Raw genomic sequence first — 23537 nt, forward strand, 5'->3', positions numbered from 1 at the left:
GAGCGGCAGTGCCGTACATCATCGCTGAACCGTGCGTTGACGTGAAGGACAAGGCATGCATCGAGGAATGCCCCGTGGACTGCATCTACGAGGGTGGTCGCATGCTGTACATCCATCCCGACGAATGCGTGGACTGTGGTGCATGTGAGCCGGTGTGCCCGGTGGAGGCGATCTTCTACGAAGACGACACCCCGGACCAGTGGAGCGGATACGTCAACGCCAACGTCGATTTCTTCGACGAGCTGGGCTCGCCCGGCGGCGCGACCAAGGTCGGCAAGGTCGACTACGACCCGCCGTTCATCAAGGAACTGCCCCCGATGGCGAGTGAGTGAGACCTGACGTGTCACCGCGTGGCCGGGTCAGCAGTCTGCTGCCCGATTTCCCCTGGGACACCATCGCTTCGGTGAAGGTGAAAGCGGCCGCCCACCCCGGCGGGATCGTCGACCTGTCCGTCGGCACTCCGGTCGACCCGGTCGACCCGCTGATCCGGACGGCGCTGAACTCCGTCGCGGCGGTCCCCGGTTACCCGACCACGCATGGCACCCCCGAGCTCCGCGCGGCCGCGGTCGACGCGCTGAAGCGGCGCTACGGGATCACCGGACTCGAGCCCGCGGCCGTGCTGCCCGCGATCGGCACCAAAGAGCTGATCGCGGGGCTGCCCCGGCTGCTCGGGCTCGGCTCGGGCGACCTGGTCGTCATCCCCGAGGTCGCCTACCCCACCTACGAGGTCGGCGCGCTGCTGGCGGGCGCGCAGGTGCTGCGCGCGGACGGACTGACCCGGCTCGGTCCGCAGACGCCCGCGCTGATCTACGTGAACTCGCCGTCCAACCCGACCGGCCGGATACTCGGCGTCGAACATCTGCGCAAGGTGGTCGCCTTCGCGCGGGAGCGCGGCGTGATCGTCGCCTCCGACGAGTGCTACCTGGGACTGACCTGGGAGGGTCGCGGCGTCTCCTTGCTCGACCCCGAAGTATGCGACGGCGACCACACCAACCTGCTGGCCGTGCATTCGTTGTCCAAGACCTCCAACCTGGCCAGCTATCGCGCCGGATTCGTGACGGGCGACCCGGAGCTGGTCGCGGAACTGCTCGAAGTGCGCAAGCACGCGGGCATGATGGTGCCGTTCCCGATCCAGGCCGCGATGACCGCCGCGCTCAGCGACGACGCGCACGAGGCGCGTCAGCGCGAGCGGTACCGCGCCCGACGCGACGTGTTGCGAAAGGCTTTGCAGGCCGCGGGTTTCCGGATCGATCATTCCGAGGCGGGCCTGTATCTGTGGTCGACGCGTGGTGAGCCGTGCCGGACCACGTTGGAATGGCTGGCCGATCGCGGCATCCTCGCCGCGCCCGGCGACTTCTACGGCCCCGGCGCGAGCGAGCACGTGCGGATCGCGCTGACCGCGACCGACGAGCGGATCGCGGCGGCGGCCGAACGGCTCGCCGCGGGCTGACACCTTCGTCGCCGCTGCGCGCGAGCGCGGCCATCGTTCGAGGCCGCGGTCGCACAACGGGCACAGCGAGGCGTGTCGGCGTCCGCGCCCGCCCTGCCCGGCGAGCTAGCCTGAGGTATGGACGCTGTCACGGTTGTCCCCACGCCCGGCAACGAGCCGGTGCACTTCTACGCGCCCGGAAGCCCCGAACGGGAGTTACTCCTCGGCAAGCTGGCCGAGCTGTCCGCGGAACCCGTCGACGTGCCGCTGGTCATCGGCGGCAAGCATCGACCCGGCCTCGGCGAACGGCACGACATCGTCACACCGCATCGGCATCGGCACGTGCTGGGGACCTACACCGACACCACCCATTCGGAAGCGCACGGAGCCATCGACGCCGCGACGGCCGCCGCCCCGGGGTGGCGGGCGCTGCCGTTCGAGGAGCGCGCCGCGGTGCTGCTGCGCGCCGCGGACCTGTTGGCCGGGCCGTGGCGGGAGACGATCGCCGCGGCCACCATGCTCGGGCAGTCGAAGTCGGCCCAGCAAGCCGAGATCGATGCGCCGTGCGAGCTGGTCGACTTCTGGCGGTTCAACGTCGCGTTCGCGCGGCAGATCTTGGAGCAACAGCCCAGCTCCAGCGCCGGGGTGTGGAACCGGATGGACTATCGGCCGCTGGAAGGGTTCGTCTACGCCATCACACCGTTCAACTTCACCGCCATCGCCGGGAATCTGCCGACCGCGCCCGCGCTGATGGGCAACACGGTGGTGTGGAAGCCGTCGCCGACGCAGACGTTGTCGGCGTTCCACACGATGCGGCTGCTGGAGGCGGCGGGCTTGCCGCCCGGCGTGATCAACATGGTCACCGGCGACGGGGTGCAACTGTCGGAGGTGGCCTTGGCCGATCCGCGGCTGGCCGGTATCCATTTCACCGGTTCCACCAAGACGTTCCAGTACCTCTGGCAGCAAGTGGGCGCGAATATCGGTCGGTATCAGGGCTATCCGCGCCTGGTGGGCGAGACCGGCGGCAAGGACTTCATCGTCGCGCACTCCTCGGCCGACCCCGGCGCGCTGCGCACCGCCCTGATTCGCGGCGCCTACGAGTATCAGGGTCAGAAGTGCTCGGCGGCCTCACGCGCCTACATCGCGCGGTCGGTCTGGCGCGCGATGGGCGACGAGTTCCTGCACGACGCCGACCGGCTGAGCTACGGCGACGTCGCGGATCTGTCGAATTTCGGTGGAGCGCTGATCGATCGGCGCGCGTACGACAAGAATGCGGCGGCCATCCGGCGCGCCGCGGACGCGGGCGTCGCCATCCCGGTCGGCGGAACCTACGACGACAGCGAAGGCTGGTTCGTCCGGCCGACCGTATTCCTGACCGACAATCCGCACGACGAATCGTTCGCCACCGAGTATTTCGGCCCGATCCTTTCGGTGTACGTCTACGACGACGCCGAACCCGGCTCCTACAGTGCGATACTCGCCGAAGTCGAGTCGGCTGCGCCTTACGCGCTGACCGGAGCGGTGTTCGCGCAGGACCGGTACGCGATCGAAGAGGCCGACGCCGCACTGCGTTTCGCGGCGGGCAACTTCTACGTCAACGACAAGCCCACGGGTGCGGTGGTGGGGCAGCAGCCATTCGGCGGCGCACGCGCCTCCGGCACCGACGACAAGGCGGGCTCGCCGTTGAACCTGCTGCGCTGGGTCGCGCCGCGGACGATCAAGGAGACCTTCGTGCCGCCCGTCGACTTCCGCTACCCGCACATGGAGAGGTGATCAGACCAGCGGCTTTCCCTGCCGCAGGCGCCTGCGCAGGTCGAACAGATAGGCGTTGAGCGGGAACATGCGTGCCGCCGCGGGCAGCCGACCGTGCACGGCTCCGAGGATCCGCAGCAGCCGGTCCAACCGCCGCTGGTCGCGGTCGGTCCAGGTCATGCCCATCTCGTCGCGCAGGTGCTGCGGAAGCAAGCCGGTGACGATAAAGCGCTGCAATCCGGCGAAGACCACCTGCACCGGTCGCGGCATCATCTTCAGGTCGATCAGACCGTTGAAGTAGTCCCGAAGCTCCGGCTCGATGCCGCGCTGCTTCAGGTTCTCGTCCCAGTACCGCTGGAACTCCGTGCGATTCGCCGGCCACATCTCCGGCCGCATCTGCAGGGTGGTGCCCAGGCGGGCGGCGTAGGTGTAGAAGGCGTCGGCGGTCGCGTCGTCCATCGGGCCGTGCATCCGCGTGTAGAGGTCATCGATGCCCCAGTACAGGCACGCGGCGACCCACAGCTGGAGATTGGGGTCGAAGGCGTTGTACTTGACCGGGCTCGCGGCGGTGGAGCGCACCGACCGGTGCGACACGTTGACGGCCTCCCGGTAGGCGTCGCGTTCGTCATCCGACCCGAGCAGCGCCACGGCGATATAGGTGAGGGTGGTGCGCAGCCGCTTGATCGGGTGCAGTGTGACCTTGCCGCTGTCGACGGTGCTCTCCAGCACGCCGCGGCCGACCGGGCGCAGGCTCAATTGCATGATGACGTTCGCCGCGCCGCCGAGGAACGCGGCGACGCCGTCGACGTACTGCGCGACCGTCTCGGGGGTGAGGGTCTGGCTCGGATCCGGTTCGTGCTCGGCGGTGCGCAGCGGCGCGGTCATCGTCGACCTCGTCTTTCGTGTCCGCCCGATCCCAGAGAATCGGTCGATGAGAAGATAATGCCCTAACTTTCTCATCGACTCGGTGAGCTGTCAATCGCCGCGGGTAGGCGGTGATGGTGTGCAATGCTGAAAGTGTCATCGTGTCGCTGTCGCGGATAGGGTTGAGGTATGGCCAGGCTGACCAGGCTGCTGCCGCTGGTGCGCAGCGCCGCCCCGGAGGATCGCAACCAGGCGCGGGTACTGGACGCGGCGCTGCTGGCGTTCCTCGACTTCGGTATCAAGCGCACCAGCATGGTGGAAGTGGCGCGTCGCGGCGGATTGTCGCTGGCCACGCTCTACCGCCGCTTCGCGAGCAAATCCGATCTGATCCGGGCCGTCGGACTGCGGCAGACGCGCGAATTCATCGAGGAGGTCGACGCCGCGCTCCAGCGTCAGGTCGATCGCGACGCGAGCGCCGAGGACCAGATCGTCGAACTGTTCGCCGCGTTCATCAACGGCCTGCGAGGAAACCAGCTGATCCACCGGCTGCTGGCCACCGAGCCCGAACTCGTGCTGCCGTACCTCACCACCCAGGGCGCGCCGGTCATCGAACTCGGCCGGGATTACCTGGCCGAGTTCATCACGCGGTTGCAGCGGGAAGGCAAGTTGCCGGAATACGATCCGGAGCCGCTGGCCGAGATGATCGCTCGCACCGCGCTGTCACTGGCGCTGACCCCGCAGACCGTGATCCCGCTCGGCGACGACGCATCGATCCGGCAGTTCGCCCGCGATCACGTCGTGGTGTCCTTCCGGGTGCGCTGACGTCAGCGGTGCTGCGGAAGGCCGAAGAGCATCGCCCCGAGCGCGGCCATGACATCCGCCGTCTGCTCGGCCGCGGTGCCGTGGGTGTGCGCGGTCACCGCGAAACCGGGGCCGTAGGACGTCGAGGCGACCTCCGGCTCGCCGAAATCCGACCAGCCCCATTTGCTGCCCTGGACGAAGGGCCATCGTGCCGTGCCCCAGTTCTGCTCGGTGCCGTCTCGGGCCGTCGATCCCGCCGCGGCCATCCATCCGAAGATCGGTGATCCGGGATCGGTGCGCAATTTGGTGGCGAGGAAGTCGGACACGTTCGCCGTGCTGGTCGCCCCCGCGCCCCAACTGGGTCCTGGCACCGTCTGGGCGAGGCCGTATTCGGCGGCGATGGCCGCGATGGCCTGTGGATACTTGGCCTCCATCACGGTCGCGGCTCCATCATCTGAGTAGCGGATCATTTGCTCTCCCAGCATGCGGTCCTCGGCCGAGCCGTCGCCGTGGCGCAGGGCGTAGTCGGCAAGGAAGAGCTTCGACAGCGACAGACTCGAGCGTGACTCGTGTTCGTTCGGTGTTCCCCAGCCGATGCCGACCGAGGTGCGTACGGAGATCGCCGTGCGCGGCGGCACCGCGGCCACTTCGGTTTCGGCGGATTCCTCGGCAAGGGCGACCGGCGCGGCCAGCGCCAGGAACCCGCAGGCGATCAGCGCGGTCAACGTCGTTCGGTAGCCCATCGTCTCCTCCTGGCTGGTGGCGTCACGTCGCGTCGGACGGCGCTGTGCAGGCGCGATCAGCAATACGAGATGCGATTGCCCACCAGTAACTGGAATGAAACGAGGGTTGGCTCAGACGAGACGAAGGCCGAGTCGACGCCGGATGCGCATATCCAGGAGATAAGCGTTCAGCGGGAATGCGCGGATCGTTCGCGGTAGCCGGGACTCGGCGGCCCCGACGGCGCGCAGAAGGTGGCCGAGTACGCGTTCGTCGCGGTCGGTCCAGGTCATCCCCATCTCGTCGCGCAGGTGCCGGGGCAGCAATCCGGTCACGAAGAAGCGGTGCAGGCGCCCGAAAGCCAGCTGCGCGGGTCGCGGCAGCATGCGTAGGTCGATGAGGTCGTCGAAGTAGGCACGGACCGTCGGATCGATGCTGGTCGCCGCGAGATTCGCGCTCCAGTACTCGGTGAAGGCGCGGCGGTCTGGAGGCCACATCGCTGCGGGCATCTGGAGGGTGGTGCCGAGCCTGGCGCCGAGACGGTAGAACGCGTCGGCCGTCGCTTCGTCCATCGGGCCGTGCATGCGCTCGTACAGATCCCGCGCTCCCCAATGCAGGCAGGCCGCGACCCAGAGTTGCAATGTGGGATCGAAGGCGTTGTAGTGCACCGGGCTCGAGTCGGTGGAGTGGACCGGACGATGCGAGACGTTGATCGCTTCTCGGTAGGCGGCGCGTTCCTCGTCGGTGCCGAGCATCGCTACGGAAAGGTAGGTCAACGTGGTGCGCAGCCGTTTGACCGGATGCAACATGACGTTTCCGCTGTCGACGGTGCTCTCCAGCACGCCGTAACCGACCGGCGGAGCGCTCAGCTGCATGATGACGTTCGCGACGCCGCCGAACAGGCCGGCCACGCCGTCGAGGTATTGCCCGATGTCGAAGGAGTCCGGCGATTCGGGACGATGCGTCGCGGAAAGTGGCCTCGTCATCGTCGACCTCGCAGTGCTGAGAAAGCTATGCACCAACGTTCTCACCACGTCAGCGGGAGTGTCAACCGTCACATTCGACGCCGGTCGGCGCGGGATGCCGCGACACCGCCGCTGATCCGGCGAAGTAGCGTGAGCGAATGCCGTTCGGTCCGCCGCTGCTGCTCAGCTCCCTGAACCCGCTCGCCGTCGCAGGCGGAGCGGACATCCCCGACGCCGTCACCATCGACGGCGCCACCCTCTCCCGCAGCGATCTGCTGGGCGCCGCCACTTCGGTGGCCGAACGCGTCGCGCGCGCGGAACGAGTGGCGGTGTTCGCCGAGCCGACCGTGGAAACCGTGCTCGCGGTGGTTGGCTGCCTGATCGCGGGCGTCACGGTGGTTCCGGTGCCCCCGGACTCCGGGACCGCGGAACGGGCGCACATCCTGGCCGATTCGAGCGCTCAGGCGTGGCTGGGGAAAGCGCCGGAGGACGCCGACCTACCCGTGGTGCCGGTGCGGCGGCACGCCAGGTCCTGGCACACCTACCCCGAACCCGACCCGGCCACTACGGCTTTCGTGCTGTACACCTCGGGAACCACCGGCCTGCCCAAAGGCGTGCTACTCAGTCGCGGCGCGATCGCCGCGGGTCTGGACGCCCTGGCCGAGGCATGGGCTTGGACCGCGAGTGACACGCTGGTGCACGGGCTTCCGTTGTTCCATGTGCACGGGCTGATCCTCGGCCTGCTCGGTCCGCTGCGGGTGGGCAGTCCGTTGATCCACACCGGTAAGCCGACGCCACAGGCGTACGCGGCGGCCAAGGGTTCGCTGTACTTCGGCGTGCCCACCGTGTGGTCGCGTGTGGTCGACGACCCCGACGCGGCGAAGCAATTGACCGACGCGCGGCTGCTGGTTTCCGGTAGCGCGCCGCTGCCGGTGCCGGTCTTCGAGCGATTGCGCGAGTTGACCGGGCACGCGCCGGTCGAGCGCTACGGCATGAGCGAAACCATGATCACACTGTCCACCCGGGCCGATGGTGAGCGCAGGCCGGGCTGGGTCGGATTGCCGGTGCGCGGTGTGCGCACCCGGATCCGGGACGAGTCCGGTGCTCCGGTGCCGCATGACGGCGAGAGCATCGGGGGCTTGGAAGTGTCCGGACCGATGCTCTTCGACGGTTACCTGAATCGCCCGGAGGCGACCGCGCGGACCTGGACCGAGGACGGGTGGTTCCGGACCGGCGACGTCGCCGCCATCGACCCGGAAGGCTTTCATCGCATCGTCGGCCGGGAATCGGTGGATCTGATCAAGTCCGGTGGTTACCGGGTCGGCGCGGGCGAGGTCGAGACGGTGCTGCTCGGTCACCCCGCGGTCGCGGAAGCCGCGGTGGTCGGCCTGCCCGACGACGATCTCGGCCAGCGCATCACCGCCTTCGTCGTGCTGCGCGTCGCCGCGACCGAGCGTGAGTTGATCGACCATGTGGCCGAAGAACTTTCGGTGCACAAACGCCCGCGCGAGATCCGCGTGGTCGACGCGCTGCCGCGCAACGCCATGGGCAAGGTGCAGAAGAAGAAGCTGGGCTGACCGCGGGGTTGACCTCGAGTTAGGTAGAGGTTCTACGGTCGGCGCATGACTGCGACTCTGACCACCGAACACATCGACTACCTGCACACCCAGCGGCTGGGCCGGCTGGCCACCGTCCGGCCCGACGGCACCCCGCAGAACAACCCCGTCGGCTTCCGCTACAACGCCGACCTGGGCACCATCGACATCGCGGGCTGGAACATGGGCGACTCGTGGAAATTCCGCAACCTCGCCACCAACGACCACGTCGCCTTCGTCGTCGACGACGTCGCGTCGGTCCAACCGTGGCGCGTCCGCTGCCTCGAGATCCGCGGCACCGCCGAAGCACTCACCGACGTCGACCCATACATCCCCGGCGTCTCCCGCGAAATGATCCGCATCCATCCCCACCGAGTCATCGCCTTCGGGCTCTCGGAAGCGCCTTCGGCCTGATCCGAACTTCGCGAGTGGCACAACCATGTGCCACTCGCGGAACGTTCAGTCGTTGGCGTGGAGGTCGGCGTTGAGTTCGATGCCGGTGCCCTTGCGGGGGACTACTTCGACGGCGCCGGTGGTGGAGTTGCGGCGGAAGAGGAGGTTGTCGCGGCCTGCGAGTTCGGCGGCCTTGACCAGGGTGCCGTCGGGTGTGGTGACCTTCGTGCCCGCGGTGAGGTAGAGGCCGGCCTCCAGGACGCAGTCGTTGCCGAGGGGGATGCCGAGCCCGGAGTTCGCGCCGAGCAGGGACCGTTCGCCGATGGAGATGACCGTGGTGCCGCCGCCGGAGAGGGTGCCCATGGTGGACGCGCCGCCGCCGATGTCGGAGCCGTCGCCGACCACGACGCCCGCGGAGACGCGGCCCTCGATCATGGACGCGCCGAGGGTGCCCGCGTTGAAGTTCACGAAGCCCTCGTGCATGACGGTGGTGCCGGAGGCCAGGTGCGCGCCGAGGCGGACCCGGTCGGCGTCGCCGATGCGGACGCCGGAGGGCAGCACGTAGTCGACCATGCGCGGGAACTTGTCCACGCTGTACACCGTGACGGGGCCGCGGGCGCGCAGCTTGGCGCGGGTGGCCTCGAAGCCATCCACCGCGGCGGGGCCGTGGTTGGTCCACACCACGTTGGTGAGCAGGCCGAACTGGCCGTCCAGGCTCACCTCGTGCGGCTTGACCAGGCGGTGCGAGAGCAGGTGCAGGCGCAGGTAGACGTCGTGCGCGTCCACCGGGGCGGCGGACAGGTCGGCGATCGTGGTGTGCACCGCGATCACGTCGACCCCGCGGGCGTCGTCGAAGCCGAGCAGAGCCGCGTACTCCGCGGGCGCCTCGTCCAGCCGCTTGCTGCCGGTCTCGGCGAACTCGCCCAGCTGCGGGTTCGGGTACCACGTGTCCAGCACGGTCCCGTCCGCGGTCACGTTGGCGATACCGATTGCTGCTGCTCCCTGGATACTCACGGCCTAGAGGTTACCGACCCGCGACCGGCGATGGTGCGGCTGCTCCGGAGAGCGCGATCACCAGGCTCGATACGCCTCCAGCTCCAGGACCGGTCGGCCGAGTGCCCTGGTCAGCAGTCGCGCCGACGCTCGATCGCCCGATCAACGAGACCACTGCGCCGACCGGAGATACGCGCGACGGTGGCCGCACTGTCGCACGCTGAACAGTGTCTGGGCCGAGAATGACCGCACCATCGCCTGGACGACTCCGGCGAGATGCCGGCGCACGATGGCGGTCCCGGACGATGCGGCGGCACACCGGCCGGTACCGGCGGGCCTCGCGGGTGACCGGTCGTAGGGTGAAGCGCGTGACCATCGACCTGCATGCGGACCCGATCACACTGACCGCCGCCCTCGTCGACATCCCGAGCGTCTCGCGCGACGAGGCCGCCATCACCGACGCGGTGGAGCGGGCACTGGTGGAGCAGACGACGGGCTTCGAGATCCTCCGGCACGGGAACGTGGTGCTGGCACGCACCCACCGCGGGTTGCCGACCCGGGTGATCCTGGCCGGGCACTTGGACACCGTGCCGATCGCCGACAACGTGCCCGGCCGGTTCGCGGTGGGCCCGACAGGCGAACAGGTCTTCTACGGCTGTGGCTCGGTGGACATGAAATCCGGCGACGCGGTCTTCCTGCATCTGGCCGCCACCGTCGCCGATCCGGTGCACGACCTGACCCTGATCTTCTACGACGGCGAGGAGATCGCCGCCGAGTTCAACGGCCTCGGGCACATCGAACGCGACCTGCCCGACTGGCTCAGCGGCGACCTCGCGGTGCTCGGCGAACCGTCCGGCGGCTGGATCGAGGCCGGTTGCCAGGGCACGCTGCGCGTGCGGCTGAGCGCCTCGGGCGTGCGCGCGCACTCGGCGCGAGCATGGCTGGGGGACAACGCGATTCACCGCTTGGCCCCGGTCTTGCAGCGGCTCGCCGACTACCGCGCCCGGGAAGTGGACATCGACGGCTGCGTCTATCGCGAGGGACTGTCCGCGGTTCGGGTCACCGGCGGCGTGGCGGGCAACGTGGTGCCGGACGCCGCCGAACTGGACGTCAACTTCCGTTTCGCGCCCGACCGCACCGTCGACCAAGCCGTCGAGCACGTGCGCGAGGTCTTCGCAGGGCTCGAGTTGTCCTTCGAAGTGACCGACTCGGCGCCGGGCGCGCTGCCGGGGCTGACCGCTCCGGCGGCCAAGGACCTGATCGCGTCGGTACAGCGCCACGGCGGCGGCGGTGTGCGCGCGAAGTACGGCTGGACCGACGTCTCGCGTTTCGCGGCCCGCGGCATCCCCGCCGTCAACTTCGGTCCGGGCGATCCAAACCTCGCGCACAAGCGCGACGAACACGTTCCCGTCGACCAGATCACCGCGGTCACCGCCATGCTGCGCGGCTACCTGAGCGGCACTCCGGACTGAACGGCGGGTGCGAAGCCGCGGGTGCCGCCGCATCCGGCCCGGGATCGTCGCGACCGCCGTACTGCCGCCGCGCGCGTGATCGACCGAGCACGAACTTCCCGCGCCCGTCCGTCCGCGTGATCTCGTTCGTGGCGATCTCCGCGACGGCGTCGATCAGAGGTCGAAGAGGTCCGGCGAGCCCGTCCGAGTGCACCTGGATGGCTTCGGGCGCGCAGCGGCGCGGCTGGAGGTTCGGTTGCTGCCGACCCGGCCACGCGGCCCGATTCCCGCTGATGGCCGCGATCGCGGGTGCCCGACTCCGACTCGCCGCCCGCCTGATTCGCACGGTGACGTGCGCCTCGAGCGCCGAGATTGCGATGGTGTCTCGCCCTGCCTGCGTCCGGCTGAACGTCGGACGACTTCTCTCGTCCGGCCCGTGAGTCCCTCTTGCCGGGCGGTAGCGTGGAATGCATGTCCACCGACGCCGCGGACCGTGAGGTCGCCCCCGAACCGAAGTCGAGACCGAAGTTCCGCGGGCCGATCATGTTCCGCCGCGACCGTGCCGACGGCGTCAGCACCGCCGACCGGAATCTGCTGGACAAGCGCGGCGACACGGACTGGGTGCACACCGATCCGTGGCGCGTGCTGCGCATCCAGGCCGAGTTCGTCGAGGGCTTCGGCGCTCTCGCCGAGGTGCCCCGAGCGGTGACGGTCTTCGGTTCGGCGCGCACCTCCGCCGACCACCCGGAGTACCAGGCCGGACTCGCCATCGGCGCCGCGCTGGCGCGGGCGGGTTTCGCGGTGATCACCGGCGGCGGTCCCGGCGCGATGGAGGCGGCCAACCGAGGAGCATGCGAGGCGGGCGGCTACTCCATCGGTCTCGGCATCGAGCTGCCGTTCGAGCAGAGCCTCAACGACTGGGTCGACCTGGGCATCAATTTCCGGTACTTCTTCGTCCGCAAGACGATGTTCGTGAAGTACTCGCAGGCGTTCATCTGCCTGCCCGGCGGCTTCGGCACGCTCGACGAGTTGTTCGAGGCGCTGACGCTCGTGCAGACCCACAAGATCACCCGGTTCCCGATCATCCTGTTCGGCACCAGGTATTGGTCCGGGCTGGTCGATTGGTTGCGCGACTCGCTGGGCGGGTCCGGCAAGATCTCTCCGGGCGACCTCGGACTGCTGCACGTGACCGACAGCGTCGAGGAGGTCGTGAACATCATTCAGGCGGCCGCGATAGCGGGCGGCGCCGAGGACGCGATCGGGACGGAGGATCAGTGGTGAGCGAGCGGCCTTTCGCCGTCTGTGTCTACTGTTCGGCGAGCACGACCGACCAGGACTATCTTTCGCTGGCCGCCCGGGTGGGCACCGAGATCGCCCGGCGCGGTTGGCAACTGGTGTCCGGCGGCGGTCACGTCTCGATGATGGGCGCGATCGCCACCGCGGCGCGCGCCGGCGGCGCGAACACCATCGGTGTGATCCCCAAGCACCTGGTGCACCGGGAGGTCGCCGACGTCGACGCCGACGAACTGGTCGTCACCGACACCATGCGCCAGCGCAAGCAGGTGATGGAGGACCGCGCCGACGCCTTCCTCACCCTGCCCGGCGGCATCGGCACACTCGAGGAGTTCTTCGAAACCTGGACCGGCGGATATCTGGGACAGCACGAGAAACCCGTTGTTGTGCTGGATCCCAATGGATTCTTCCGCGGGTTGTTCTCCTGGCTGGACGAGTTGTACGAGCGGAAGTTCGTGCCCCAGACAGCGTTGTCCCGGATTACCGTGGTGACCGATCTCCCGTCCGCTTTCGCGGCGTTGGAGGCGCGCCTACCCCGTGAGGAGAGCTGAAGACGTGAGCACCGATGCCCGCTCGACGGTGAGTTTGGTCGACCTCGCCCGGCATCTCCCCGCGATGGCCCTGGACGCGCCCGGCATGCTCCGCAACGCGTTGAACATGCTCGTGACGCCGGATTCCAAGTCGTCGGTCGGGCTGTATTTCCAGCGCAACGCCCACCGGCATCCGGACCGCTTGTTCCTGCGGTTCGAGGGCGCGAGCTACACCTACGGCGAGGCCAACGCGGAGGTGAACCGGTACGCGAGCGTGCTCGCCGCGCGCGGGGTGCGGCGCGGCGACGTGGTGGGCGTGCTGATGACCAACCGGCCGGAAACCCTGTTCGTCGTGCTGGCGACGGTCAAGCTCGGGGCCACCGTCGGATTGCTCAACCATCATCAGCGCGACCAGGTGCTGGCGCACAGCCTCGGCCTGCTCGACAGCGTGCTGAACGTGGTGGGCGCGGAGTGCGCCGAGGCGATCGACTCGCTGCCCGAACCGCCCGCCAACGTGCTCGCGGCCGACGAACTCCGCGACGCGGCCCGCGACGCCGACGACGGCGACCCGCCGAGCTGTGCGGAGGTCACCGCGCGCGAGCGGGCCTTCCTCATCTTCACCTCCGGCACCACCGGACTGCCGAAGGCCAGCGTGATGACCCACCTGCGCTGGACCAAGAGCATGGGCGGACTCGGTGGCCTGGGAATCCGCTTGCGCGGCAACGACACCCTGTACTGCTGCCTGCCGCTGTACCACAACAACGCGCTCACGGTCGCGTTGTCCGCGGTCCTGGCCGCGGGCGGCACGTTCGCCCTCGGCCGGAGTTTCTCCGCGTCCCGGTTCTGGAACGAGGTCATTCGCGAACAGGCCACGGCGTTCATCTACATCGGCGAACTGTGCCGCTACCTGATCAACCAGCCGGCCGAGCCGACCGACCGGCAGCACCTGATCCGGCTCGCCGTCGGCAACGGATTGCGTCCGGAATTGTGGGACGAGTTCAAGTCCCGGTTCGGCATCGAGCGCATCGTGGAGTTCTACGGTGCGAGCGAGGCGAACATCGCCTTCGTCAACGCATTCGGCGTGGACCGGACGGCGGGTTTCGGTCCGCTGCCGTATGCCGTCGTGGAGTACGACGAGGAGACCGGAAAGGCGAAGCGCGACAAGAACGGCCGCCTGCGCCGGGTCGGCACCGGTGGCGTCGGCCTGCTGTTGGCCAAGGTCACCGACCGCTCCCCGTTCGACGGTTACACCGACAAGGCCGCCTCCGAGGCCAAGCTGGTGCGCGATGGCTTCGAATCCGGGGACGTCTGGTTCGACACCGGCGACCTGGTGCGCGACCAGGGCTGGCACCACATCGCGTTCGTGGACCGGCTCGGCGACACGTTCCGCTGGAAGGGGGAGAACGTGGCGACCACCGAAGTGGAGGGCGCGCTGAGCAAGGCGGAGTCGATCGAGCAGGCGGTGGTCTACGGCGTGGACATCCCCGGAACCGACGGCAAGGCGGGCATGGCCGCGGTGACGCTGCATCCGGGCGCGGAATTCGACGGTGCGGCGGTGGCGAAGCTGGCCTACGACCAATTGCCGGGTTACGCCGTGCCGCTGTTCATTCGCATCGTGCACGAGCTGGAACAGACTTCGACGTTCAAGAGCCGCAAGGTGGACCTGCGCAAGCAGGGCTACGCCGACGATCCCGACAGCACGCTGTACGTGCTCGCGGGCCGCGCCGAGGGATACATCCCCGCCTACGCCGATTACGCCGCCGACGTAGCCGCGGGCCGCGCCCCGAAGAACTGACGGCCATCTGCGGAAAAGAGCTGGTGGCGGTGGTTCCCCCACCTCCGCCAGAGGACTGCTGGCTGATCTTGTGGCACTCGACTGGTACGGTCTGAGAATTAGGAGACCACTGGTTTCGTGAGCACACGGGTCACTCGTGGGGTAGGCCCAAGCCCCGGCGGCACGACCTGTCCGCGATCCCTGTCTCCTGATTTGTACGGCCTGATTCGCGGAGAGGCGGGAGAGCGACATGTTCAGCTCGACCGCGGCCCCGCTTCCCACGCTGTGCGGGCGGCCGGTGGCGACGGATCGGGCGCTCGTGATGGCGATCGTGAACCGCACCCCGGACTCGTTCTACGACCGCGGCGCCACGTTCACCGATGCGGCGGCCATGGATGCCGTGGCGCGCGCGGTGGACGAGGGCGCCGATCTCGTCGACATCGGCGGGGTGAAAGCCGGGCCGGGTGATTCGGTGGACGCGGCCGAGGAGACGCGCCGGGTGGTGCCGTTCGTCGCGGCCATTCGCGCGAAGTACCCGGAGCTACTGATCAGCGTCGACACCTGGCGCGCCGATGTTGCGTTGGCGGCGGTGGGCGAGGGGGCGGATCTGATCAACGACACCTGGGCCGGCGCCGACCCCGATCTCGTTCCGGTGGCCGCCGCGCACGGTGCGGGTGTGGTGTGCAGCCATACCGGTGGCGCGGTGCCGCGCACCAGGCCGCACCGCGTCCGCTACACCGACGTGGTGGAGGAGGTCACCGGAACCGTGGTGCGGGCCGCCGAGGAAGCGCTCGCCGCGGGAGTGCGCCGGGATTCGATCCTGATCGATCCTACGCATGATTTCGGCAAAAACACTTATCACGGTCTCGAACTGTTGCGCCGAGTCGACGTTCTTGTAAAAACCGGATGGCCAGTCTTGATGGCGCTGAGCAACAAGGATTTCATCGGGGAGACTCTAGGTGTCGGTCTTTCCGAACGGCTGGAGGGCACTTTGGCGGCGACAGCGTGGTCGGCGGCGGCAGGCGCCAGAGTCTTTCGTGTCCACGAAGTCGCAGCGACCCGGCGGGTCGTGGACATGATCGCCGCTATCCAGGGCATCCGGCCCCCCGCACGAACCTTGCGAGGTCTGGCATGACATTTCAACACCGTGAGCCCGCCTGGGCGACGACCAATACCTGGGACACCCCGAACTGGCGCGTGGACGAACTCGTCTCCGCGAAAGCCGGGCGCACCGTGTCGGTGGTGCTGCCCGCGCTGAACGAAGAACGGACCGTGGCCGACGTGGTGGCCAGCATCCGGCCGCTGCTCGGCACGCTGGTGGACGAGCTGATCGTGCTGGACTCCGGCTCGACCGACGCCACCGCGGAGCGGGCCCGCGCCGCGGGCGCCGAGGTGATCAGCCGCGAGCAGGCGGTTCCGGAGCTGGAGCCGGTTGCGGGCAAGGGCGAGGTGCTGTGGCGCTCGCTGGCGGTGACCAGCGGCGATCTGATCGCCTTCGTCGACTCCGACCTCATCGACCCGGATCCCGCCTTCGTGCCGAAGCTGCTCGGTCCGCTGCTCACGGTGGACGACATGCACCTGGCCAAAGCGTATTACCGCAGGCCGTTGCGGCAAGGCGGCGCGGTGGACGCGCATGGCGGCGGCCGCGTCACCGAACTGGTCGCCCGGCCCCTCCTGGCCGCGCTGCGACCGGAGCTGTCGCAGGTGTTGCAGCCGCTCGGCGGCGAGTACGCGGGCACCCGCGAACTGCTCACCTCGGTGCCGTTCGCCCCGGGCTACGGGGTGGAGATCGGGCTGTTGCTCGACACCTACGACCGGCTCGGCATGTCCGCGATCGGCCAGGTCAACCTGGGTGTGCGCACGCATCGCAACCGTCCGCTGGCCGACCTGGGGGTGATGAGCCGCCAGATCCTCGGCACCGTGCTCGGTCGCAGCGGTATCCAGGACTCCGGCGCCGCGCTGACCCAGTTCCCGCTGATCGGCGACGAGTTCACCGCGCACCGCACCGAGGTCTCCCTGCTGGACCGCCCGCCGATGAACACCCTCCGGCCGGCCTGCGCCGCGGCCTGATCCGTTCTCGCGCCGCATGCGGATGCGGTCAGGCCCCTTCCGCATGCGGGTCGCGCATGTATCCCGCCTCGATCAGAGTCCGGAAGGCCGCGTACTTGTAGACGCACTCGGAGGGTTCACAGATCCGGTGGCGCTGCATGAGTTCGTGCGCCTCCGCCACCGTCAAGGGCTCGACGGGTAGTCGCTGCGGCCTGCCGATCGGACAGACCGGGAGCGCGGGGGCGGGCAGTTGTTCCGCGATCACGTGCTCGGTGACGCCGACCCGGCGCCGCCGGTTCGCCGGTCCGTGCAGCAACCCGATGGTGGCGAGCAGGCTCGCCGCGCCGACGAGCGAGCAGAGGACGGCGATCTGGGTGGCGGTCACGGCGCATTTCTCCTCTCGGTGGGGCGGGCCGGGCAGAACGTGGCGGGGCCGAAGCGCAACGCACCGTCACCAACGTGCAGTTAATTTTCAGCAAATCAAGTGTGGGCCGAGTGAGCGCGTCGTGCAAGTGGGATTGGACGCGCCGCCGACCGGTATGTGCGGCTCTGTGGCCGGTATTCCCGCCGACCGGCGGTCCAATCCGCCACACGTACGAACTTCGAGCTGATCAGCCGGTGAATGGGTCCCCTCGATGCGCTGCATCGGGGAAGTGGAGTGCCGCCGCGCTCGGCCGGAATCTGGGCGACGATGGAGATGGCCGTCTCGTCCGCGCGCCGAGTCGTGTGACAGCAGGGTGAGCAATTACCCGAGTGCCGCGCGCTTGGCGCCGGCGCTTCGCGCATCGGGTCCGGCCGCAGCGCGTTGAGCCCGAGAAATCGGTGAATTTCCGCTGTGCCGACCGCTGGTTAACCGAAGGCTATTGGTTGCGGCGACGATGATCCGGCAGCAGTACCTGGTTCGCATCGTCCTCGGTCGCCGAATCCGCGGCAGCGTCACGGGGCTCGTCGGCCTCGGTGCCGGATTGCTCGCGTTCCTCGCGCCCGGGATCGACCGACTCGGCGTCGGTATTCGGCGAGCCGGATTCCGGTTCACCGTCCACCGGGCCGTCCGCCTCGGGCGGCGGAGCCGACTGCTCCCGCGCGAGCCGGGCCTGGAGATCGGCGACGGTCACATGAGCCTTCGACCCGGTCGGCCGCAGCAGCACACTGATGATCAGGCCGACCAGGCCCACCGCCAGGACGGCCCCGCCGATCAGCAATAGCGGATTCACGATTTCCTCCTTGCCGGACGCCTCACGCGGCCGTTTCTCGGAGAGCGGTTATCGTCCAGCTATTCAATCATCCGCGTATGAACGCACTCGGGGGAGGGGTGGTGACCTGGGGCACATAATGTGCGGCTGCTTTTTAAGTCGAGAGAGTCGCTGTGAACAGGTGATCAGCGGAGCTAGTGGTGCCCGTTCGGCGGCTCGAGTCATTTTTCTGCTGCGCTGATTGCGCGCGTTCTGCGCTCGGTCATGATGACCAGATATTTGCTGAAATCCGTTGTCTCAGTATGTCCGACGCGCCGGGCATCTCGGGGCGGATCCGCAGCGCCTTCACCCGGGTCGCGGCTCAGCGGCGCAGACCCGTTGCGGGCGATCTGTTCTCGGGATCGTGGCGGTAGACCGGCGTGAGCAGCTCGGCCTCCAGCGGTTCGCCGGTGGCACGGTCGAAGCGACAGGCGATCAGCACGGAGAACAGGTGATTGCTCGCTCGTTCGTGCAGGGTGGCCAGCCGGGTGGCGAGCAGCCGGATCGCGCCGAGCGAGCCCGGCGGATGCATGCCGTCGATCATCAATACGCTGCCCCGCCCGTCGGGCCTGGGAAGCCTGCCCAGGTAGGCGATGTCGTGCGGTTCGGGTCCGCCCGGCCGGTAGACCCGTCGGGCCGCCCGGTCCTCGATGCCCCGGCGCGCGTCACCCATTCTGGCTACGGCGCGGCGCAATCGTGGGTCCGCGGCGACCAACTGACGCAAGCTCGGGGACAGTTCCGGCCCGCCCAACACGATCAAGCCGTCCCGCCGCAAATCGACCGGACGGCCCGGTAGGAAATGCTCGACCGCCACGCTGAAACCGAGTTCGCGTAGCAGCTCGGCCAATCGTTGCGGCGCCGCGGGATCCGGCGCGCCGATCACCCGCCCTGCGCGCACCTCCGGGACGAGCACGGTGAGCGAGCCGTGCCCGAAGAACAGTCCTTCCGGCGCGGGTCCCTGCGTACTCACCTGGTGGATACGGGCCCGGGAAAGCCCGGCCGCCGCACCGATTCTGGCGAACGTCCAGCCTTCGGCATGGAGCTCCCGGATCACGGCACGCCGAATCCTGGTCAGTTCGTTGATGGTCTGCTGGGCCGCCGCCACCCCGTCGGTGGCCGCCTTCAGTCGCTCGACCTTGTCCTCGATCGCGAACACGCGCGCCACGTCATCGGCCGACATGTGCGAAGTCTAGACAGCTGAACAGCTCAATGTGTCTAGTCTTCTTGACGTTCAGGTGGCGTCGGTGTCGATCGGAGGACGTTCGTTGCGCTCCAACGGCTTATCCAACTTGGGCATCGGATAGTCCGGCATCCCGCTGTTCGTGCTGTACAGGTCCTTGGGATCGGGCAGCGCGCTGTCGAAATCCCGGAACAGCGAATCATCGCCGTTGAGAAGATGTTTGGTCACCATCGCCCGCGGCGTCATACCGCGCAGTTGGTTCAGGTCGGCCAGCGGTTTACGCAGATCCTCGAACTCCGGCCCCAATTCCTCTTTCAGCTGAGACGTGGCGCCACTCGCGTAATCACGCACCTGCCGCAGGCTGCGCGTGGTCCAGCGCACGGCACCGGGCAAGCGCTCCGGGCCGAGAATCACGAGGGCGGCGACGAGCAGGATGACCATCTCGCTCCAGCCGATGTTGCTGAACACGTAACCAGGCTACCTGGCCCGGTCAGCGGGTCGTCCATTGATAGCCGACCGGGAAATGAACGGTGGGTGTTGTCCGGGCTTTTCCAGGCCGTACGGCACCCACCGCACGTACAAGAAAAGGAATCTATGTGGGGTAGATCACAATCTTGCCGTTGTGTATGCCGCCGTAGCAGTACTCCACGCCGTCCGTCGCGACCGCGGTGTGCCCTCCACCCGGGCGGCAGTCGAACCAGTCGACGTAAGTGTCGTTCGTGGTAGCGCCGGCCGGTGCCGCGGACAGCCCCACGGTGGCGACCGCCGCCATAGTGGATCCGAGAATGAAAATGGCGAGATGACGCATCACAGCCCTCCCCGTGCTGCTGGATTTCGACAGCGTGACTCTATCCGCCGCGGTTTTGCGGCGTCTAGCGAAAATAATTGGGGTTCTGCGTTATTAGTTGGCGCAGGGAACTGCTAGTCGGATTCCAGGGTCACCGGGACGTCGACTCGGCGGCCGTCGCGGATGAGCTGGACGACCACGGTCTGGCCGATCTTGCTGGACTGTTCGGCCACCGTGAACTCGTCGGAGCTGGTGACCTCCCGATCGCCGACGCGCACGATGACATCGCCTTCGACGATGCCCGCCCGCGCGGCCGGGCCGTTCGGCGACACGTCGGCCACCGCGGCTCCGCTCATGACGTCATTGGCGACCGTCTTGGTGCGGAGGGACAGACCCATGGTCGGATGGTGCACCACACCGTCACGGATCAAGGTCTGCGCGACCTCGGTCATCTTGTCCACCGGGATGGCGAAGCCGAGGCCGACCGAGCCGCCGGTCTCGCTGCGGATGGCGGTGTTGATGCCGATGACCCGGCCGTCCATGTCCACCAGAGCGCCACCGGAGTTACCGGGGTTGATCGACGCGTCGGTCTGCACGGCGTCGATCACGGCCTTCGTGTCGCTGCCCTCGCCCTCCAGTTTCACCGGGCGGTGCAAGGCGCTGACGATGCCGGAGGTGACGGTCTTGCTCAGGCCGAGCGGCGATCCGATGGCCAGCACGTCGTCGCCGACCTGTACGTTGCCGGATTTGCCGAGCTGAGCGACGGTGAGATTCTTCACATCGACCTTCAGGACGGCCAGGTCGGTCTTCGGGTCGCGGCCGACGATCTGGGCGGGCACCCTGGTGCCGTCGGAGAACTGCACCTGGATCGCGGACCGGTTGGTCTTGTCCTGGGCGGCCATCGAGACGACGTGGTTGTTGGTGACGACGTAGCCTCCGCCGTCGATCACCACGCCGGAGCCGGTGGCGCCGTTCTCACCGACGGTCACGCGGATGGAGACGACCGAGGGCAACACGGCGTTGGCGACCTTTGCGATCAGGCCGTGCGGGCGGTTTCCGTCGCCGCCCTGTTCGAGGGCCACCTTGCGGGAGGTCAGCGTCGAGGCGGTTTCCGCGGTCAGGCGGCCGACCAGCCCGCCGAGCAGGCCGATGACGAGTGCGACGAGCGCGAGCAGGGCCAGCGCCTTGGGCGCGACTCGGGAGCCGAACAGCACTTCGCGGGCGCTGAGTTTCTCGGCCTGCGGCAGCGCCTGCGGTTTGGGTGTGGGCACCGCAGGGGCTCCGAGGCGGGCGACCGCCTCCGGGTCGCGCCATGGGTCGGCCGGTCCGGCAGCGGGAGCCTGGCCACCGGCCGCGTCGGGATCGCGCTGCAGGAGTTCGCTGGAGCCTTCTGGACGGCCGAATGCCTCGGCCAGCACCGCGTCGGGCGGACGGTTCTGCAGTTCGGGACCGGATTGCGGCGCCGCGCCCGCCTTACGGAGCGGCAGCGGCTCGGCGAACGAACCGGACAGGCCGGACGGTCTGCGGAAGGCCCGCGCCGTGTGCGTGTCGACATGGGGCCGGTAGACCGGGCGCGGACCGAGCACGGGTGCGTCCGGAGGACGGAGATTCCCGCGGTTGGCCGCCGAATCCGAGGTGTCGGCCGATCCGGAATTCGTCGATTCGGTGGTCACTCGGGAAACTCTACTTGCGCCACCACGTGGTCCACCGGGTCGCGGTGAACGAATCGGTCAGAAACCCGAAAACCGCGTCGTTACGCCCGGACTGACCGGAGGTCGGGGCGGGCGTCCGGCCACTGGACGCGCCGCCGGGCAACTCCGCGAGGGGAATCCTGGTCAGGCTGTCGTGCAGCCCGGTCGGAATCGCGACCTGGCCTGCGTGCCGCAGTGCGATGCGCGCCTGTTGCTGGGCATCGACCTCGGCCGCGCATTCGGGACACAGCGAGAGGTGCTGAGCGGCACGCAGGTAGGCGTTCATCCGCAACTCACCGTCCACGTACGCCGCGATCGCCTCGCTCGCCAAATGCTCGGTGGGGCGAAAACGGGGCGGACGACGACCGGACGTGCTGAAGTCGCCACTCATTCGGTGCTCACCCTTCCAACCGACATCGACCGATGTTCGGGCGATGCCGGCTTCCGACGAATCACCCTATGTTCGCGTCAGCGGCGAACCGCTGCTCACTTCCATTATGCGCAAGGTAGTCGCGCAGGGCTTGGCGTCCACGGTGGATCCGACTGCGCACAGTGCCCAGTTTCACGCCGAGCGTAGCGCCGATCTCCTCGTAGGACAGCCCCTCGATATCGCACAGGACCACGGCCGCGCGGAACTCCGGCGCGAGCGAATCCAGGGCCGATTGCAGGTCGGGATCCAGCCGGGCGTCGTGGTAGGCCTGTTCCGGCCCCGGGCCCTCGGCGGGCACCCGGTCGTAGTCCTCGGGCAGCGCTTCCATCCTGATCCGGTTGCGGCGGCGCACCATGTCCAGGAACAGGTTGGTGGTGATGCGGTGCAGCCATCCCTCGAAGGTGCCCGGTTGGTAATTCGACAGCGAACGGAACACCCGGATGAACGTCTCCTGGGTGAGGTCCTCCGCGTCCTGTGCGTCGCCGGAGAGTCGGTAGGCCAGGCGATAGACCCGGTCCGCGTGCTCGCGGACGAGTTCGTCCCACGTGGGCATCGCCGACCGGTCGCCGGTGGCATCGAAGGCAGCAGTCCCGGTCAGCTCGACCGCGTCCTCGGCGGACTCGGCCTCGACCGGCAGGATCTGCTCGGGCAGGGTGGCGTATTCGCGCGCCGCATCGACCATGTGGATGGGGCTACCTCCTACTAGGGACCGCAAACGTCGGGAACTCGCTCGGGGCCGGGTCTACGGTCCGTCACGTACGGATACAACCGACAACCGGTATGTCGTTGTTCCCGCGTCCCGTGTTAAGGCACGGTCGGTGGTCTTGCGATGCCCATACTCTTTCTGGTCCTGATATGGCCGGGTTATGGAGATGCTGAGGGTCACCTGAGAAAACCGGCGGCGGAAATGGCGGGCGGCGCGTGTTGTCCGGAACGCCGAGATCACCCGCCCGGCGTTAGCCTCATACCCGTGGCATCGAATCTGGAGCGGAATCTCGCCTATGTGGAGGAATCCGTCGTGGAAGACGAAATCCTCGTCAGCGCGCGGGAACGGGCCACCGAACTCGGCGCGATACCCGTGCCGCCCTCGGTGGGTGCGCTGCTGAGCATGTACGCGCAGTTGCTCGGTGCGCGCGCGGTGGTCGAGGTCGGCACCGGCGCGGGCATCAGCGGCCTGTGGCTGCTCGACGGCATGCGCGAGGACGGCACGCTCACCACCATCGATTCGGAGCCGGAACACCAGCGCGCGGCCAAGGAGGCGTTCCGCGCCGCCGACATCCCGCCCGCGCGCACCCGCCTGATCAACGGGCGGGCGCTGGACGTGCTGCCCCGGCTGGCCGACGGCGCCTACGACCTGGTCTTCATCGACGCCGCGCCGCTGGAACACCCGGAGTACGTCGCTCAGGCCGTGCGGCTGCTGCGCGACGGCGGCGCCATCCTGCTGCACAACGCGCTGCTGGGCGGGCGCGTACCCGATCCGGCGCAACGTGATCCGGCCACGCAGGCGGTGCGCGCCGCCACCCGCGCCATCGCGGAGAATCCGGAACTCACCTGCGTGCTGATTCCGGTCGGCGACGGATTGCTTTGCGCCTCACGCGGTTAGCGATT

At 68.4% G+C, this 23537-nt stretch carries 25 protein-coding genes; 13 read left to right on the plus strand and 12 right to left on the minus strand.

Annotated elements, in window-relative coordinates; translation table 11 throughout:
* Positions 1-8: 8 nt before the first annotated feature.
* From fdxA to pruA, 3 genes are all read left to right on the plus strand, one after another.
* The gene (gene fdxA, locus ACIHAX_RS27190; protein WP_014987978.1) at positions 9-332 is read left to right on the plus strand and encodes a ferredoxin; all 324 of its coding nucleotides are present in this window, start codon (positions 9-11) and stop codon (positions 330-332) included.
* Entirely contained in the window at positions 329-1450 is a 1122-nt protein-coding gene (gene dapC / locus ACIHAX_RS27195; protein WP_364435163.1) for a succinyldiaminopimelate transaminase, read from the plus strand. The genes fdxA and dapC overlap by 4 nt, the downstream gene beginning before the upstream one ends.
* A 117-nt stretch (positions 1451-1567) precedes the next feature.
* Positions 1568-3202 carry an L-glutamate gamma-semialdehyde dehydrogenase gene (pruA, locus tag ACIHAX_RS27200; protein WP_397280304.1) on the plus strand — a complete coding sequence of 545 codons (1635 nt, stop codon included), beginning with the start codon at positions 1568-1570 and terminating at the stop codon, positions 3200-3202.
* Here the strand turns inward: pruA and ACIHAX_RS27205 are convergent, their stop codons facing one another.
* Entirely contained in the window at positions 3203-4066 is an 864-nt protein-coding gene (locus ACIHAX_RS27205; protein WP_355080379.1) for an oxygenase MpaB family protein, read from the minus strand.
* A 168-nt stretch (positions 4067-4234) separates the two neighbouring features.
* On the opposite strand from ACIHAX_RS27205, the gene ACIHAX_RS27210 reads away from it, so the two are divergent.
* The gene (locus ACIHAX_RS27210) at positions 4235-4867 is read left to right on the plus strand and encodes a TetR/AcrR family transcriptional regulator (RefSeq protein WP_397280307.1); all 633 of its coding nucleotides are present in this window, start codon (positions 4235-4237) and stop codon (positions 4865-4867) included.
* Between the two features lie 2 nt (positions 4868-4869).
* Here the strand turns inward: ACIHAX_RS27210 and ACIHAX_RS27215 are convergent, their stop codons facing one another.
* Positions 4870-5589: a hypothetical protein gene (locus ACIHAX_RS27215; protein ID WP_355080383.1), complete on the minus strand. Its 720-nt coding sequence runs from the start codon at positions 5587-5589 to the stop codon at positions 4870-4872.
* Positions 5590-5700: 111 nt separating this feature from the next.
* The gene (locus ACIHAX_RS27220) at positions 5701-6552 is read right to left on the minus strand and encodes an oxygenase MpaB family protein (RefSeq protein ID WP_364435153.1); all 852 of its coding nucleotides are present in this window, start codon (positions 6550-6552) and stop codon (positions 5701-5703) included.
* A 137-nt stretch (positions 6553-6689) separates the two neighbouring features.
* Here ACIHAX_RS27220 and ACIHAX_RS27225 point away from each other — a divergent pair, with 137 nt between their 5' ends.
* Both ACIHAX_RS27225 and ACIHAX_RS27230 read left to right on the plus strand, forming a co-directional pair.
* Positions 6690-8108: an acyl-CoA synthetase gene (locus tag ACIHAX_RS27225; protein WP_397280309.1), complete on the plus strand. Its 1419-nt coding sequence runs from the start codon at positions 6690-6692 to the stop codon at positions 8106-8108.
* Between the two features lie 45 nt (positions 8109-8153).
* Positions 8154-8540 (plus strand): PPOX class F420-dependent oxidoreductase, encoded by a 387-nt coding sequence (locus ACIHAX_RS27230; protein ID WP_355080388.1) that lies wholly within the window; start codon positions 8154-8156, stop codon positions 8538-8540.
* 45 nt (positions 8541-8585) lie between these two features.
* Here the strand turns inward: ACIHAX_RS27230 and dapD are convergent, their stop codons facing one another.
* The gene (dapD, locus tag ACIHAX_RS27235; RefSeq protein WP_355080390.1) at positions 8586-9533 is read right to left on the minus strand and encodes a 2,3,4,5-tetrahydropyridine-2,6-dicarboxylate N-succinyltransferase; all 948 of its coding nucleotides are present in this window, start codon (positions 9531-9533) and stop codon (positions 8586-8588) included.
* A 347-nt stretch (positions 9534-9880) separates the two neighbouring features.
* Here dapD and dapE point away from each other — a divergent pair, with 347 nt between their 5' ends.
* The 6 genes from dapE (at position 9881) to ACIHAX_RS27265 (ending at position 16630) form a co-directional block, all read left to right on the plus strand.
* Positions 9881-10984, plus strand: coding sequence for a succinyl-diaminopimelate desuccinylase (gene dapE / locus ACIHAX_RS27240; protein WP_364435145.1), 1104 nt, complete (start codon positions 9881-9883; stop codon positions 10982-10984).
* 450 nt (positions 10985-11434) lie between these two features.
* Entirely contained in the window at positions 11435-12244 is an 810-nt protein-coding gene (locus ACIHAX_RS27245; protein WP_355080394.1) for a TIGR00730 family Rossman fold protein, read from the plus strand.
* Positions 12238-12807 carry a TIGR00730 family Rossman fold protein gene (locus tag ACIHAX_RS27250; protein WP_379255965.1) on the plus strand — a complete coding sequence of 190 codons (570 nt, stop codon included), beginning with the start codon at positions 12238-12240 and terminating at the stop codon, positions 12805-12807. The genes ACIHAX_RS27245 and ACIHAX_RS27250 overlap by 7 nt, the downstream gene beginning before the upstream one ends.
* 4 nt (positions 12808-12811) lie before the next feature.
* Positions 12812-14581, plus strand: coding sequence for a long-chain-acyl-CoA synthetase (locus tag ACIHAX_RS27255; RefSeq protein WP_364435140.1), 1770 nt, complete (start codon positions 12812-12814; stop codon positions 14579-14581).
* Between the two features lie 229 nt (positions 14582-14810).
* Entirely contained in the window at positions 14811-15695 is an 885-nt protein-coding gene (gene folP, locus ACIHAX_RS27260; RefSeq protein ID WP_356966629.1) for a dihydropteroate synthase, read from the plus strand.
* The gene (locus tag ACIHAX_RS27265; RefSeq protein ID WP_355080402.1) at positions 15692-16630 is read left to right on the plus strand and encodes a glucosyl-3-phosphoglycerate synthase; all 939 of its coding nucleotides are present in this window, start codon (positions 15692-15694) and stop codon (positions 16628-16630) included. The genes folP and ACIHAX_RS27265 overlap by 4 nt, the downstream gene beginning before the upstream one ends.
* A 28-nt stretch (positions 16631-16658) precedes the next feature.
* Here the strand turns inward: ACIHAX_RS27265 and ACIHAX_RS27270 are convergent, their stop codons facing one another.
* From ACIHAX_RS27270 to sigE, 8 genes are all read right to left on the minus strand, one after another.
* Complete coding sequence (locus tag ACIHAX_RS27270) at positions 16659-16994, minus strand: hypothetical protein (RefSeq protein ID WP_355080404.1); 336 nt, start codon at positions 16992-16994, stop codon at positions 16659-16661.
* A gap of 475 nt (positions 16995-17469) precedes the next feature.
* Positions 17470-17823, minus strand: coding sequence for a hypothetical protein (locus ACIHAX_RS27275; RefSeq protein ID WP_364435135.1), 354 nt, complete (start codon positions 17821-17823; stop codon positions 17470-17472).
* A 340-nt stretch (positions 17824-18163) separates the two neighbouring features.
* Positions 18164-19021 carry a hypothetical protein gene (locus ACIHAX_RS27280; RefSeq protein ID WP_355080407.1) on the minus strand — a complete coding sequence of 286 codons (858 nt, stop codon included), beginning with the start codon at positions 19019-19021 and terminating at the stop codon, positions 18164-18166.
* A gap of 51 nt (positions 19022-19072) precedes the next feature.
* Positions 19073-19489: a Sec-independent protein translocase protein TatB gene (tatB, locus tag ACIHAX_RS27285; protein ID WP_067804157.1), complete on the minus strand. Its 417-nt coding sequence runs from the start codon at positions 19487-19489 to the stop codon at positions 19073-19075.
* Positions 19490-19613: 124 nt separating this feature from the next.
* Positions 19614-19829, minus strand: coding sequence for a hypothetical protein (locus ACIHAX_RS27290; RefSeq protein WP_355080409.1), 216 nt, complete (start codon positions 19827-19829; stop codon positions 19614-19616).
* A gap of 113 nt (positions 19830-19942) precedes the next feature.
* Positions 19943-21481, minus strand: a complete 1539-nt coding sequence (locus ACIHAX_RS27295; RefSeq protein ID WP_356966620.1) for a trypsin-like peptidase domain-containing protein — start codon at positions 21479-21481, stop codon at positions 19943-19945.
* A gap of 10 nt (positions 21482-21491) precedes the next feature.
* Positions 21492-21890 carry a hypothetical protein gene (locus ACIHAX_RS27300; RefSeq protein ID WP_364435126.1) on the minus strand — a complete coding sequence of 133 codons (399 nt, stop codon included), beginning with the start codon at positions 21888-21890 and terminating at the stop codon, positions 21492-21494.
* Positions 21891-21951: 61 nt separating this feature from the next.
* Positions 21952-22611, minus strand: a complete 660-nt coding sequence (gene sigE, locus ACIHAX_RS27305; protein ID WP_355080414.1) for an RNA polymerase sigma factor SigE — start codon at positions 22609-22611, stop codon at positions 21952-21954.
* Between the two features lie 288 nt (positions 22612-22899).
* On the opposite strand from sigE, the gene ACIHAX_RS27310 reads away from it, so the two are divergent.
* A complete protein-coding gene (locus ACIHAX_RS27310; RefSeq protein ID WP_379255959.1) occupies positions 22900-23532 on the plus strand; it encodes an O-methyltransferase in 633 nt (210 codons plus the stop codon).
* The last annotated feature ends 5 nt before the right edge of the window (positions 23533-23537 follow it).

The organism is Nocardia sp. NPDC051929, assembly GCF_044548645.1.
GTDB lineage: Bacteria > Actinomycetota > Actinomycetes > Mycobacteriales > Mycobacteriaceae > Nocardia > Nocardia sichangensis.